The 13,297-nt window shown below is 71.0% G+C and carries 9 protein-coding genes; 3 read left to right on the forward strand and 6 right to left on the reverse strand.

All coding sequences use genetic code 11. The features are described from left to right. Positions 1 to 175 precede the first annotated feature (175 nt). On the forward strand, positions 176 to 1,432 hold the full coding sequence (locus tag ACIP6U_RS36250; RefSeq protein WP_401726769.1) for an MFS transporter: 1,257 nt from the start codon (positions 176 to 178) through the stop codon (positions 1,430 to 1,432). A gap of 135 nt (positions 1,433 to 1,567) precedes the next feature. On the opposite strand, the gene ACIP6U_RS36255 is transcribed toward ACIP6U_RS36250, so the two are convergent. Then, entirely contained in the window at positions 1,568 to 2,191 is a 624-nt protein-coding gene (locus ACIP6U_RS36255) for a GNAT family N-acetyltransferase (protein WP_401726771.1), read from the reverse strand. A gap of 535 nt (positions 2,192 to 2,726) precedes the next feature. Here ACIP6U_RS36255 and ACIP6U_RS36260 point away from each other — a divergent pair. Together ACIP6U_RS36260 and ACIP6U_RS36265 are read left to right on the forward strand one after the other, a co-directional pair. Continuing rightward, on the forward strand, positions 2,727 to 4,511 hold the full coding sequence (locus ACIP6U_RS36260; protein WP_401726772.1) for a glycoside hydrolase family 3 protein: 1,785 nt from the start codon (positions 2,727 to 2,729) through the stop codon (positions 4,509 to 4,511). A gap of 135 nt (positions 4,512 to 4,646) precedes the next feature. Beyond that, the gene (locus ACIP6U_RS36265; RefSeq protein ID WP_401726774.1) at positions 4,647 to 5,294 is read left to right on the forward strand and encodes a hypothetical protein; all 648 of its coding nucleotides are present in this window, start codon (positions 4,647 to 4,649) and stop codon (positions 5,292 to 5,294) included. Positions 5,295 to 5,342: 48 nt separating this feature from the next. Here ACIP6U_RS36265 and ACIP6U_RS36270 read toward each other — a convergent pair whose 3' ends face one another. From ACIP6U_RS36270 to ACIP6U_RS36290, 5 genes are all read right to left on the reverse strand, one after another. Continuing rightward, complete coding sequence (locus ACIP6U_RS36270; RefSeq protein ID WP_401726776.1) at positions 5,343 to 6,761, reverse strand: S28 family serine protease; 1,419 nt, start codon at positions 6,759 to 6,761, stop codon at positions 5,343 to 5,345. Positions 6,762 to 6,860: 99 nt separating this feature from the next. Then, the gene (locus ACIP6U_RS36275; RefSeq protein WP_401726777.1) at positions 6,861 to 7,250 is read right to left on the reverse strand and encodes a hypothetical protein; all 390 of its coding nucleotides are present in this window, start codon (positions 7,248 to 7,250) and stop codon (positions 6,861 to 6,863) included. 90 nt (positions 7,251 to 7,340) lie between these two features. Next, a complete protein-coding gene (locus ACIP6U_RS36280; protein ID WP_401727184.1) occupies positions 7,341 to 11,060 on the reverse strand; it encodes an ABC transporter ATP-binding protein in 3,720 nt (1,239 codons plus the stop codon). A 146-nt stretch (positions 11,061 to 11,206) separates the two neighbouring features. Next, positions 11,207 to 12,259 carry an esterase-like activity of phytase family protein gene (locus tag ACIP6U_RS36285; protein ID WP_401726779.1) on the reverse strand — a complete coding sequence of 351 codons (1,053 nt, stop codon included), beginning with the start codon at positions 12,257 to 12,259 and terminating at the stop codon, positions 11,207 to 11,209. A 54-nt stretch (positions 12,260 to 12,313) separates the two neighbouring features. Continuing rightward, positions 12,314 to 13,171: a serine hydrolase gene (locus ACIP6U_RS36290; protein WP_401726781.1), complete on the reverse strand. Its 858-nt coding sequence runs from the start codon at positions 13,169 to 13,171 to the stop codon at positions 12,314 to 12,316. Positions 13,172 to 13,297: the final 126 nt, after the last annotated feature.

The raw sequence follows: 13,297 nt of genomic DNA on the forward strand, positions 1-13,297 counted from the left end.
CCGAAACAGCGTCCACAACTCGTCCGGCACCAACCGCTCCACCAGAACCGTCATGTACGACTCAACGAGCGATCACACCATTAGAAACGACGTCTAAATCGCTGGCGGGCGCCCGGTCCTGGTTCTAGGGTCCCCGGGTGACCCCGCACCCCGCTCCGTACCCCGCCATGCCCTCATGAGCCCCACCGGCCCCACGGGCCTCGGCCGTGCCTTCATCGACGTCCGGCCCTTGCGGACCTCGCCCGTCTTCCGGCGGCTGCTGTTCGGGCGGACGGTGTCCACGCTCGGCAGCTTCATGACCATGGTCACCGTCATGTACCAGGTGTGGGACATGACCCACAGCTCGATGTGGACCGGGGCGGTGGGCGTGGCCCAGGCGGTGCCGATGGTCGGGGTCAGCCTGTTCGCGGGGGCCTGGGCCGACCGGACCGACCGGCGCCGGATGTACCTCACGGGAACCGTCGGCTCGGCGGTGTGCTCCGCGCTGCTCACCGTGCAGGCCTTCACCGGGCATGTGCACGTGGTCGTCGTCCTCGTGCTCGTCGCGGTGCAGACGTCGTTCTCCGCGCTCGGCGCTCCCGCGGCGGGCGTGTTCGTGCCGCGGCTGCTGCCCAAGGACCAGGTGGCCGCGGGCCTCGCCCTCCAGCAGGTCACCGGCCTGGCGATGATGCTGGTCGGCCCGGCCGTGGCGGGTGTGGTGCTCGGCTGGTGGGGCATCGGCGCCTGCTACCTGCTGGACACCCTCAGCTTCGGTGCGTCCTTCTACGGCGCCTTCGGCCTGCCCGCGCTCCCGCCCGACGGCGAGAAGTCACGGCCGGGGGTGCACGGCGTCCTGGACGGACTGCGCTTCCTGATCGCCCACCGGGCGGTGCGCGGCGCGCTGCTCACCGACTTCGCCGCGACCGTCCTGTCCTTCCCGGTCAGCCTCTTCCCCCTGGTCAACGCCGAGCGTTTCGGCGACGACCCGCGCACGCTGGGTCTGTTCCTGTCGGCGCTCGCGGTGGGTGGCGTGACCGCGACAGCCCTGTCGGGGCCGGTCACCCGGTTCGCCCGCCCCGGGCTCGTGATGCTGATCGGAGCGGGCGTCTGGGGCGCCGCGCTCGTCGCGTTCGGTCTCTCCACCAGCCCCTGGCTCGGCCTGGGCCTGCTCGTCGTGGCCGGCGCCGGCGACTCCGCCTCCGTGCTCGCCCGCTCCACGATCGTGCGGATCCACACCCCGGACGCGCTGCTCGGCCGGGTCACCGCGGCGGAGATGATCGTCGGCCAGGCGGGCCCCAACCTCGGCAACGTCCGTGGCGGCCTCCTCGCCGGCTGGACCTCCGGCACGGTCTCCCTCGTCACCGGCGGCCTGATGTGCCTGGCGGCGGTGGGAGCGGTGGCCGCGACGACACCGGAACTGCGGACGGAACCACCCCGACCCGCCACGCCCTGAGCAGACTCCCTGCACGGGTACAGACCCCGGCACGTCCCGAGCAGACTCCCTACAGAGGTACCGACCCCGCCACGCCCTGAGCAGACGCCCAACACCGCACCGGTACCCGCACCGACGCCTACCCCCGCACCCCATTCACCCGCCGCCGCGCCACCCGCGCCACCCGCGCCTCCCCCGGCACTCCGGCCACTCCGCCGCCGTCACGGAGTAGATCGCGGAGTCCCGCAACCGCCCGTCCTCCCCCGGCGCCCAGGACCGTGACCAGTTCCTCAGCACGCCCTCGAAGCGGGCGCCGACGCTCTCGATGGCCGCGCGGGAGCGGCTGTTGCGGGCGTCCGTCTTGAGGTCGACGCGGGCCACGCCCCACTCCTCGAAGGCGTGCCGGAAGAGCAGCAGCTTGGCCTCGGAGTTGACGCCCGTGCCCTGCGCGGAGCGCGCCAGCCAGGTGAACCCGACCTCCACCGCGTCGAGCCGGTCCTCCGCCAGCCAGGACCGCGGCTCCCAGTACGAGGTCGCGCCCACCGCCCGCCCGGTGGCGAGGGACACCTGCGCGTACGGCGCGAGCCGTCCCGTCGCCGCGCGGGCGAGCTGCGCGTCGATGTACGCCGCCACCTCGTCCGCCCGCGGCACCCACGTGAACGCGTAGGTGTCCCGGTCCTCCTCGGCCGCCACCGCGAGATCGGCCGCGTGCCGCTGCTCCAGCGGCTCCAGGCGCACCAACTCGCCCGCCAGGACCGGCCCCCGCAACTCGAAGGTCACCCGCGACTCCCCCTCATCACCGCGCCCGCGACTCCGCGAACGCCCCATGGAAACGCGGGAGAGTCTTCCCTACGGGCCTTGGGTCGTCGAACGAGATTCCGGGCGCCCGGAGTCCGGTCACCGCGCGCGGACCCGCCCGCTGCTCGTGTCGTCGGGGGCGCAGAGGGCGTACGCACTCTGCGGGAGCCGTGGTCCAAGGTCACGACCCACCCGTCTCGTTGGACCCTGCGTCACCAACTTCCGGGAATCGACGGGAAGGCGGGAACCCGGGCCGACTACGGTTCGTCCAACCCCCGAGCTGCCGGATGAGTCCCGTGGTGCGGTGTCGGCCCTCGCTGCTGGCTGCGATCGCTGACCTACCCTCTCCGCCGTGCCACGGCCGGCAGATGCCGTCATCGGCGCGCCCCCCTCCAACAGCGCCGATGGCGGCCCCTCTTCACGTACCGTGCGCACTCCCTTGACTGGCAGAAACTTCCCGGATATTGCTGACTCCTCGGAAGTTTCCTTCAAAGGATCACCTCCGGAAGGAGCGCACGTGCCCTCCAGACGCACCGTCCTCACCGCGACCATGGGCGTCACCGCGTCCCTCGCGATCGGTGGCACCGCCCATGCCGACGACAAGAAACTCCGCTCCCTGATCTCCCGTATGACCCTGCCCGAGAAGGTCGGCCAGCTCTTCGTCATGCGGGTCTACGGCCACTCCGCCACCGCCCCCGACCAGGCCGACATCGACGCCAACCTGAGCGAGATCGGCGTACGCACGGCCGCCGAGCTGATCGCCAAGTACCGGGTCGGCGGGATCATCTACTTCACCTGGGCGCACAACACCCGGGACCCGCACCAGATCGCCGGCCTCTCCAACGGCATCCAGAAGGCCTCCCTCAAGCAGCCGCGCGGACTGCCCGTGCTCGTCGCCACCGACCAGGAACACGGCATCGTGTGCCGCGTCGGGGCACCCGCCACCCTCTTCCCCGGCGCGATGGCGATCGGCGCCGGCGGCTCCCGCGCCGACGCCCGCACGCTCGGCCGGATCTCCGGCGCCGAGCTGCGCGCGATGGGCATCAACCAGGACTACTCCCCCGACGCCGACGTGAACGTCAACCCGGCCAACCCGGTCATCGGCGTCCGGTCCTTCGGCGCCGACCCGGATGCGGTGGCGGAGCTGGTCGCCGCCGAGGTGAAGGGATACCGGAGCAGCCGGGTGGCCGCGACCGCCAAGCACTTCCCGGGGCACGGCGACACCGCCGTCGACAGCCACTTCGGCTTCCCGGTCATCACGCACAGCCGCGCGCTGTGGTCGACGCTGGACGCGGTGCCCTTCCGGGCCGCGATCGACGCCCGGATCGACTCGATCATGACCGCCCACATCATGGTCCCGGCGCTCGACGACTCCGGCGACCCGGCCACCCTCTCCCACCCGATCCTCACCGGCATCCTGCGCGGGGAGCTCGGCTACGACGGGGTGGTGATCACCGACTCACTGGGCATGGAGGGCGTACGGCAGAAGTACGGGGACGACCGCGTGCCCGTGCTCGCCCTGAAGGCGGGCGTCGACCAGCTGCTCAACCCGCCCTCCCTCGACATCGCCTGGAACGCGGTGCTGAACGCCGTACGGGACGGGGAGTTGACGGAGGCGCGGCTCGACGAGTCGATCCTGCGGGTGCTGCGGCTGAAGGCGCGGCTGCGGCTGTTCGAGGAGCCGTACGTCCGGCAGGGCGACGTGGACCGGGTGGTCGGCACCCGGTCGCACCTGGCGACGGCCGACCGGATCGCGGAGCGGACGACGACCCTGCTGGTCAACGAGGGCGGGCTGCTGCCGCTGTCCCGCGGGGCGCACAAGAAGGTGCTCGTCGTCGGCGCGGATCCCGCCTCCCCCTCCGGCACCACCGGGCCGCCGACCGGCGTGCTCGCCGCCGCGCTCACCGGGCTCGGCTTCACCGCCACCGCGCTGTCCACCGGCACCGCTCCCTCCGCGGCCACGATCGCCAAGGCGGTCGCGGCGGCCAAGGACGCGGACGCGGTGGTCGTGGGCACGTACAACGTCGCGGCGGCCGACGCCCAGACGAAGCTGGTCGAGCAACTGGTGGCGACCGGGAAGCCGGTGGTCGCGGTCGCGATCAGGAATCCGTACGACGTGGCCCGGCTGCCGTCCGTGCGGGCCTGCTTGGCCGCCTACTCGTGGACCGACGTCGAACTGCGGGCCGCCGCGCGGGTGATCGCCGGCCGGGTGGCACCGCGCGGAAAGCTGCCGGTGGCGGTGCAGCAGGCGGACGATCCCACGAAGGTGCTGTACCCCGTCGGACACGGACTGTCGTACTGAGCCCTGGACGGCGGGCGTAGGGGGTGTACGCCACACAACCGGCGTACACCCACCAATCGGCCCGAAGCACCCCGTTTGTCTGGCGTGTGCCCGCTGTGGCGGGTCACGCTGGGCGGGGGTACCGGGGGGTTCACGATGCGTGAGAGAAGTTCTGTGGGGGTGGTCTGCGCACTGGTGGCACTGCTCGCTGCCCTGGTGTCGGGCTGCGACGTCCTGTCGGCGTCCGGTTCGGAGGGCGGCGACGCGAGCGCGGTGCCCACCGGGACGGTGTCGGCGACCGCGAGCCGACAGTCCGGCTACGGGGCGGTGTTCCTCGGGGTCGACGAGTGCAGCTCGTTCGGGAAGACCAGCTTCACCGAGGTGCCGTGCACCAGTGAGCGGGCGGCGGCGCGGGTGGTGGCGCGGTTCGACGGCACGGTGGGCGAGGGTCCGCTGTGCCCGGCGACCACGGACTTCGTGCTGCACATCAGCGAGCAGAGCCCGTCCTCCGACGAGGACGGCGACGGCTCGGTGCCGCAGGGGTACGCCTGCATGCGCAACCTGGAGCCGCCGCATCCCGGCGACCCGGGCGGCGGAGGCGGTCCGCGCACGATCGTCGGCGACTGCGTCTACGGCTCCGGCGACGGGCAGGTCCGCGAGACGGCGTGCGACGGCAGCGGCCGGAAGAAGCCGCAGTACAAGGTGGTGAAGGCGGTCGCGAAACGGGCACAGTGCCCGGCGGCGACGGCCCTGTACGTGCAGCTGGAGGGCGAGGAACGGGTGGGCTGCGCCCGGCCGGTGTGATCGACGGCCGGGCGCAGCCCGGGAGTTACGGGTGTGACCGGTGCGGTGCTACGGGCGCAGCGCCGGCTCGCGCTCCACGTCCCGTACGTCCAGCTTCTTGTCGAACTTCGCCAGCGGCTTGGCCTGCGCCGTGGTGGCGGCGGGGACGCCGGCCCAGGCGAGGATCCGCGCGGTGGCGAGCGCCTTCTGGTCGGCGACGAGGCCGGCTACGTTGGCGCCGTGGTTCAGGCCGGGCGCGGTGAAGACGTACGAGTCCTTCGCCCCCTTGCCTGCGGCGAACCGCTCCGCGCCCCACGGGTCGTTCTGGCCGTAGACGAAGAGCATGTGGCGGGCGTTGTGCTTGACCCACGAGTCGACGTCACGCATCGCGGACGGCTGGAACTTCATCGGGATCGAGCGCGGCACGAAGTTCCGCGGCGGCTGGTAGCCGTAGCGGATGTACTTCTTCTCGATGTACGGGAAGTGGATCGTGGGCGCGCCCAGCTGGGTGCCCGCCTGGTAGTAGTACGGCGTGTACGGCTCCAGGCCCTGGTCGGTGTAGAAGGAGAAGCCGGAGATCGTGTCGACCGAGGTCCAGATCGCGTCGTCGGTGGCGTTCTTGGCGTCGGCCGGGATGTCGGCGCAGTCGGAGAGCAGGCTGTACTGCCAGAAGCCCCAGACGTAGTCGAGCACGACGGCCTCGTAGGCCTTGTCGAGGCTGCCGACCGTGTTGAAGGTGAAGCCCTCGGCGGCGGCGTAGTCCGCGTACTTCTTCTCCAGCGACTCGCGGCGCACGAGTGCCTCGCGCTGCACGGCGTTGAGGCGGTCGCGGCACTCCTTGGTGCCGACCTTGGTGAAGAAGCGGTCGTAGGCCGAGTCCTCGTTGTTCACCACGTCGTTGGGGGCGACGTACGCGACGACGCCGTCCATGTCCTTGGGGTAGAAGCGCTCGTAGTACGTGGCGGTCATGCCGCCCTTGGAGCCGCCCGTGGAGACCCAGTTCTTGGCGTAGATCTTCTTCAGCGCCTTGAAGATGCGGTGCTGGTCGCTGGCGGCCTGCCAGATGTCCAGCTTGCTCCAGTCGGCCGGGGCCGGCCGGGACGGGGTGAAGTAGCGGTACTCCATGGAGACCTGGTTGCCGTCCACGATCTGGGTCGGCTCGCGGCGGCTGGGCGTCGTGGAGACGTTGTAACCGCCGGTGTAGAAGACCGTCGGGCGGCTGACGTCCTTGTGCAGCACGGTGATCCGCTGCTGGAAGGTGCCCTTGGACGGGTGCCGGTGGTCGACCGGCTGGGTGTAGTTCAGGACGAAGAAGCGGTAGCCGGTGTACGGCTTCTCCTCGATCAGGCTCATCCCCGGTATGGAGAGCAGCCGATCCTTGATGTCGGTCGTGCCGCCGGTCGGCTGGGCGGCGGTGGCCGCCCCGGCCGTGCTCAACGTGCCTATCAGCACGGTGAGCGCCAGCAGCCATCTGAGCGCCTTGCGCATGCACACTCCCCTGTGAGTACAGCTGTCCGCCGGAAGCTAGTCGAGCAACCGGCGTCCGCACCAGGGGAGTTCAAGAAAAGCTTGTAGGAAAGCCGCGAATCAGCAAAGAATCCAGCCCGAACTGACCGAACCCCGGCCCACCGAACCCTTGATCCACACACAGCGGTGCCCGGCGTGCACGGTGACCGGACCGGCGTGGTGGGTGTACTTCCCCTTGTCCACCACGGGCCGGTTGCCGCGCGCCTGCACACTGACCGACATGGTCCGCTTGGCGCCGCTCGCCGTCTCGGGGAAGGTGACGGCACAGACGTATCCGCTGCGCTTGTAGACGTGCACGACGCCGGTGGAGAAGGGCAGGTCCCGCACCTTGTGCCCGCCGCAGTACGCGGCGCCCTGGGCACTGGCGGGCGTGGCGAGCGCGAGCACCCCGGACGCGGTCAGCACAGCCGTGCCGAGCGCGAACCACCTCCGCATCGCACCTGTGTCCACTGTCGTCCCTCCCGTACCGCCGCCGGCCGACCCGTCGATGAGCGTACGGGTGTACGGACGCACGACGTATGTCGGATGGTTGCGCGACCGTCAGCGAACCGCCCCGACCGGCTCCTCCGGCTCGGACTGCCCGACGAAGGTCCGCCACAGCCGGGCGTACCGACCGTCCAGGGCCAGGAGTTCGTCATGCGTGCCGTCCTCGACGACCATCCCGTGGTCCATCACGACCACGCGGTCCGCACGGGCCGCCGTGGTCAGGCGGTGGGCCACGACCAGGGTGGTGCGGCGGCCGGTGAGGCGGTCGGTGGCCTGGTTGACCTGGGCTTCCGTGGCCAGGTCCAGGGCCGCCGTCGCCTCGTCCAGGAGGAGGATGTCGGGGTCGACCAGTTCGGCGCGGGCCAGGGCCATCAGCTGGCGTTGGCCCGCGGAGAGGTTGCGGCCGCGCTCGGCGACCTCGTGGAGGTAGCCGCCGTCGAGGGTCGCGATCATCTCGTGCGCGCCGACCGCGCGGGCCGCCGCCTCGACCTGGGCGTCGGTGGCGTCCGGGCGGCCGTAGGCGATGGCGTCGCGGACGGTGCCCTGGAAGAGGTACGCCTCCTGCGGGACGACGCCCAGGCGATGGCGGTACGCGGTGAGGTCGAGGGTGCGCAGATCGGCGCCGTCGACGGTCACCCGGCCGCCCGTGGGGTCGTAGAAGCGGGCCACCAGCTTCACCAGGGTCGACTTGCCTGCGCCCGTCTCGCCGACGAACGCGACCGTCTGCCCGGCCGGGATGCTCAACTCCACGCCACCGAGCGCCTCTTCGCCCTCCCCGTACGCGAAGTGCACGTCCTCGAAGGCGATCTCGCCGCGGAGCGAGAGGACGTCCAGCGGTTCGGCCGCGGCCTTCGTGGAGGTCGGCTCGCGCAGCAGCTCCTGGATGCGGCCGAGCGAGACCGAGGCCTGCTGGTAGCCGTCGAAGACCTGGGAGAGCTGCTGGACGGGGGCGAAGAACAGGTCGATGTAGAGGAGGTACGCGACCAGCGCGCCGGTGGTGAGCGTGGCGTCGTCGATGCGGCCCGCGCCCGAGATCAGCACCGCGGCGGCCGCCACCGACGACAGCAGCTGGACGAAGGGGAAGTAGATGGAGATCAGCCACTGCCCCCGCGTCCGCGCCGCCCGGTAGCTCGCGCTGCGCTCCGCGAACCGCGCCCCGCCGTCCCGCTCACGCCGGAAGGCCTGCACGATCCTGAGCCCCGACACCGACTCCTGGAGGTCGGCGTTGACCACCGACACCCGCTCACGGGCGAGTTCGTACGCCTTCACGCTCGCCCGGCGGAAGAAGAAGGTGGCAACGATCAGGGGCAGCAGCGTCGCGAAGACGACGAGTGCGAGCTGGACGTCGATCACCAGCAGCGCGCCCATGATGCCGAAGAAGGTGACGACCGAGACGAACGCCGTGACCAGACCGGTCTGCAGGAAGGTCGAGAGGGCGTCGACGTCCGTCGTCATCCTCGTCATGATCCGGCCGGTCAACTCCCGCTCGTAGTAGTCGAGTCCGAGCCGCTGGAGCTGGGCGAAGATCTTCAACCGGAGTGCGTACAGCACCCGTTCGCCGGTACGTCCGGTCATCCGGGTCTCACCGGTCTGCGCCGCCCACTGCACGGCGACGGCGGCCAGCCCGAACAGCGCGGCCGTCCAGACCGCGCCGATCGCCAGCGCGGAGACACCCTGGTCGATGCCGTGCCGGATCAGCACGGGCAGCAGCAGGCTCATCCCCGCGTCCACGGCGACCAGCCCGAGGCTGATCAGCAACGGCCGCCGGAACCCGTGCAGCAGACGCCCGAGACCGTACGACTCCTCCGCCCGCACCGCCCGCGCCTCGTCGATACCCGGCACGTCGGTCGCGGGCGGCAACGCGTCGACCTGGTCGAGGAGTTCGGGCGTGGCGGGCATCCCGGCCAGCGCGGTGTCCTTGGGCGCGCGGTCACCGGTCCACAGCCGCGGGGTCACCCCCCGCTCGGCGTCGAACTCGGCGTCCAACTCGTCGCGTACGGAGGTGTCCTCGGCCGGCACGGCAGGCAGCGCGTGGCCGGGCGAGACGCCGCCGAGTTCGTCGGGGTCGGTCAGCAGGCGGCGGTAGAGGGCCGACCGCTCCTGGAGCTCCTCGTGGGTGCCGACGTCCGCGAGGCGGCCGGCGTCGAGGACGGCGATGCGGTCGGCGAGGCCCAGGGTGGAGCGGCGGTGGGCGATGAGGAGGGTGGTGCGGCCCCGCATGACCTCCTTGAGCGCCTCGTGGATCTCGTGCTCCACGCGCGCGTCCACGGCCGAGGTCGCGTCGTCGAGGACCAGGAGCCGCGGGTCGGCGAGGATCGCGCGGGCGAGGGCGACGCGCTGCCGCTGGCCGCCGGAGAGGGTGAGGCCGTGCTCGCCGACCGTGGTGGCGTAGCCCTCGGGGAGCTCGGCGATGAAGCGGTCCGCCTGGGCGGCGCGCGCGGCGGCCTCGATCTCCTCGTCGGTCGCGTCGGGGCGGCCGTAGGCGATGTTGCTGCGGACCGTGTCGGAGAAGAGGAAGGAGTCCTCGGGAACCAGGCCGATCGCGGCGCGCAGCGAGTCGTGGGTCAGCTCGCGGACGTCGTGGCCGCCGACGAGGACGGCGCCGTGCGTGACGTCGTAGAAGCGCGGCAGGAGCAGGGAGACGGTGGACTTGCCGGAGCCGGACGAGCCGACGACCGCGAGGGTCTCGCCGGCGCGGATCTCGAAGGACAGCCCGTCGAGCACGGGGCGCTCATGGTCGTACCCGAAGGACACGTCGTCGAACTCGACGGTCGCGGGCGCGTCGGCGGGCAGTTCCTTCGTGCCGTCCTTCATGGTCGGCTCGGTGTCGATCAGCTCCAGGACGCGCTCGGTGCCGGCGCGGGCCTGCTGGCCGACGGTGAGCACCACGGCGAGCATCCGGACCGGGCCGACGAGCTGGGCGAGGTAGGTGGAGAAGGCCACGAACGTGCCGAGCGTGATGTGCCCGCGCACCGCCAGCCAGCCGCCGAGCGCCAGCATCGCGACCTGCCCGAGGGCGGGGACGGCCTGGAGGGCCGGGGTGTAGCGGCTGTTCAGCCGGATCGTCCGCAGCCGCCCCGCGAACAGCCGCCGCCCGACCTCCCGCAGCTTCCCGGTCTCCTGCTCCTCCTGCCCGAACCCCTTCACCACGCGTACGCCGCTGACGGCGCCGTCGACCACGCCGGCCACGGCGGCGGCCTGGGCCTGCGCGTACCAGGTGGCGGGGTGCAGCTTCGTCCGGCTGCGGCGGGCGATCCACCACAGGGCGGGGGCCACCGCGAGGGCGACGAGGGTGAGCGGCGGGGACAGCCAGGCCATGATCCCGAGCGAGATCACGAAGAGGAGGAGGTTCCCGATGGTCATCGGGAGCATGAAGAGCAGGCCCTGGATCAGCTGGAGGTCGCTGGTCGCGCGCCCGACGACCTGACCGGTGGACAGCTCGTCCTGCCGGCGGCCGTCGAGCCGGGTGATCGTCTCGAACATCTCCGTCCGTAGGTCGTGCTGGACGTCGAGGGCGAGGCGGCCGCCGTAGTAGCGGCGGATGTAGGTGAGGACGTAGACGACCACGGCGGCGGCGATCAGGGCGCCGGCCCAGGGGGCCATGTCCCGGCTGTGATCGCCGATCACGTCATCGATGATCACCTTGGTGACCAGGGGTACTACGGCCATCACGGCCATGCCGGCCAGTGACGAGCCGAGGGCGAGGACGACGTTCGTCGGATGGCGCCAGGCGTATCCGGCGAGTCGTTTTACCCAGCCCTGCTGTTCCTGCACGCCCTGGCCTCCGTCGGTTCTGCGTTGATCCACCGAAGGGAGACAACGCGGCTGACCGCCGATTTCATCCCGCCGCAACAACGGGTGGGTGCGGTGGGTCGGCGGCCTCGCGTGCGTCGTGGCTGGTCGCGCAGTTCCCCGCGCCCCTAGGGCGTGAGACGGACCCGGAGATAGTAGAACCGGGTCGTCTGGACCGCGTTCTGGTTGTCGTCGCTCACCAGGAGGACCTTGAGGCGGCCCTTCTCCCTGCCCGTGATCGTCATGCCCTCGATGTTGTCGAGGAGCGGGTTGGGCTGGGGCTGCTTCGCCGTGGCGCCCAGGGTGGGGCAGCCGGCGATGTCGGTGAGCAGGGTCTTCTTGATCAGGCGTACGCCGGACTGGCCCGTGAGGTTCTCGATGCCGCTCGTGTCCGTGGCGCGGCGCGGGTCGGCCAGGTAGAGGCGGACGGTGTTGCCGACGCCCGCGGTGAAGCCGCGCTCCAGGACCAGGAGGCGGCCGTCGGGGGTCGCCTGCACCTCGGGAACACCGAGGATGGCCTCGTCGGTGCGGTACGCGTACTGCGCGCCGAGCTTGAAGTGGTCGCCCTTGGTCCGGTTCCAGGTCTGGAAGCGGACGATGCCGGTGGAGTCGCCGGCGAGGGCGTACTCCATGGACGCGAGCAGGGTGTGGCCGCCGGGCAGCAGGGTCAGGCCCTCGAAGGTCTGGTTCGAGGTGGCGCGCCCTGCGGGGGCCACGAGCAGCGAGGCCGGGACCGGGAGGCGGTCGAGGATCCTGCCGTCGCGGGAGTAGCGGCGGATCGACGGCTCGGTCTCCGAGGTGATGAGGCGGGTGCCGTCCCGGTCGATGACCAGGCCCTCGGAGTCGAGCGCCGCGCCGTTCTCGTCGGCGAGCGGGACGGCCTTCTTCGGGGCGAGCGTCTTCGCGTCCAGGTCGAACAGCGAGGAACGGTCGGACAGAGCTGCCAGGGAGCCGTCGCGGTCGACCGCCAGCGCGGAGAAGTTGCCGACGAACGTGCCCTGGTAGGTGGTCTTGTCCAGGGCGTCGGAGAAGCGGTCGAGGGAGACGGCGGGCGAACAGGCGCGGCTCCCGGAGGAGTTGGCACTCCCGTAGGAGCCCGCTGAAGCCGGCCCGGCGGCGGTCAGGCAGGTGGCCGCCGCCAGGGCCGCGGTGACGGTCGTGAGTACGGTTCTCAGGCGCATGGGCGTCACCGTAGGACGGGGACAGTGACGACCGGGAGACCGTTCCGTGAAAAATCAGCTCGCGGCGAGGTCCTTGTGGATGACCTTGGCGACGCCCTGGATGGTCGTGATCCCGTAGTTCATGGTGCTGTTGCCGTGCGTCAGCACCGTGATCATGTAGTCGTGGCCGCCCCCCTTGAACGTGCCGACGCTGTGCACGCGCCAGCCGTGCGTGGCGCGTTGCAGCCAGCCGTTCTTGACGTGCACGGAGACTCCGGAGGGGGCGCCGTACGGGGTGCCCCAGCGCTGGGACGAGATGACCTGGCCCATCAACTTCTGGATGTAGTCACGGGCGTTGTCGCTCAGCACGGTGTTCTTCGCGGTGATCAGCTTGAGCAGCTTCTGCTCGTCGGTGACCGTGATCTGGGTGAGCCCCCAGTAGCCGTTCGCGCCGGGCTTGGTCTGCGTCATCTTGGCCGCGGCCAGGAAGCCCTTGATCTTCGTCATGCCCAACTGCTTCCAGAGTTTGCTGGTCGCGTCGTTGTCGGACTTGGTGATCATGGCCTTGGCGCGGGCGGCCTCGGTGTCGGTCAGATACCGGTTGTGCTTCTTGGCGTCCCACAGGAGCGTGGCGAGAACGGTCACCTTGACGACGCTCGCCGAGTCGAAGGCGCTGGAGGCGCGGAGCGAGCACGTGGTGTTGGTGGTGCGGTCGTAGAGGCCGACCGCGATGGTGCCCTTGCGGTTGGCGAGGGCGGCGGTGATGTCCTTCTTGAGCTTGGTCGCGAGCGCCGCCTTGGACGAGGTGCAGGCGACGGTCGGTGTGGCCGCGGCGGCGGGTGTGGCGACGGTGGCGGCGGCCACGCAGGCGGCCAGTGTGGCGCCGGCGATCCATCTGGCGCGTACGGATATTCGAGCTTCCCCGTTAGTCATGCCCCCTTTGACTCATCAGTTCGCACGAAAGGTTGCACGCATCTCCGTATCCGTTGGGGAAAGGCTGCACAAGGCGTTACCGAGCCCTTGGTCGATTCACAGCCGGGGGCCAGGTTCACCACAGCG

It is taken from the genome of Streptomyces sp. NPDC088794 (assembly GCF_044750545.1).
GTDB lineage: Bacteria > Actinomycetota > Actinomycetes > Streptomycetales > Streptomycetaceae > Streptomyces.

What these genes read in the sequence shown, in the direction of transcription:
- ACIP6U_RS36250 (WP_401726769.1), top strand. Translation starts at nt 176, where the DNA reads ATGAGCCCCACCGGCCCCACGGGCCTCGGCCGTGCCTTCATCGACGTC.
- ACIP6U_RS36265 (WP_401726774.1), top strand. Translation starts at nt 4,647, where the DNA reads ATGCGTGAGAGAAGTTCTGTGGGGGTGGTCTGCGCACTGGTGGCACTG.
- ACIP6U_RS36270 (WP_401726776.1), bottom strand. Translation starts at nt 6,761, where the DNA reads ATGCGCAAGGCGCTCAGATGGCTGCTGGCGCTCACCGTGCTGATAGGC.
- ACIP6U_RS36285 (WP_401726779.1), bottom strand. Translation starts at nt 12,259, where the DNA reads ATGCGCCTGAGAACCGTACTCACGACCGTCACCGCGGCCCTGGCGGCG.
- ACIP6U_RS36290 (WP_401726781.1), bottom strand. Translation starts at nt 13,171, where the DNA reads ATGACTAACGGGGAAGCTCGAATATCCGTACGCGCCAGATGGATCGCC.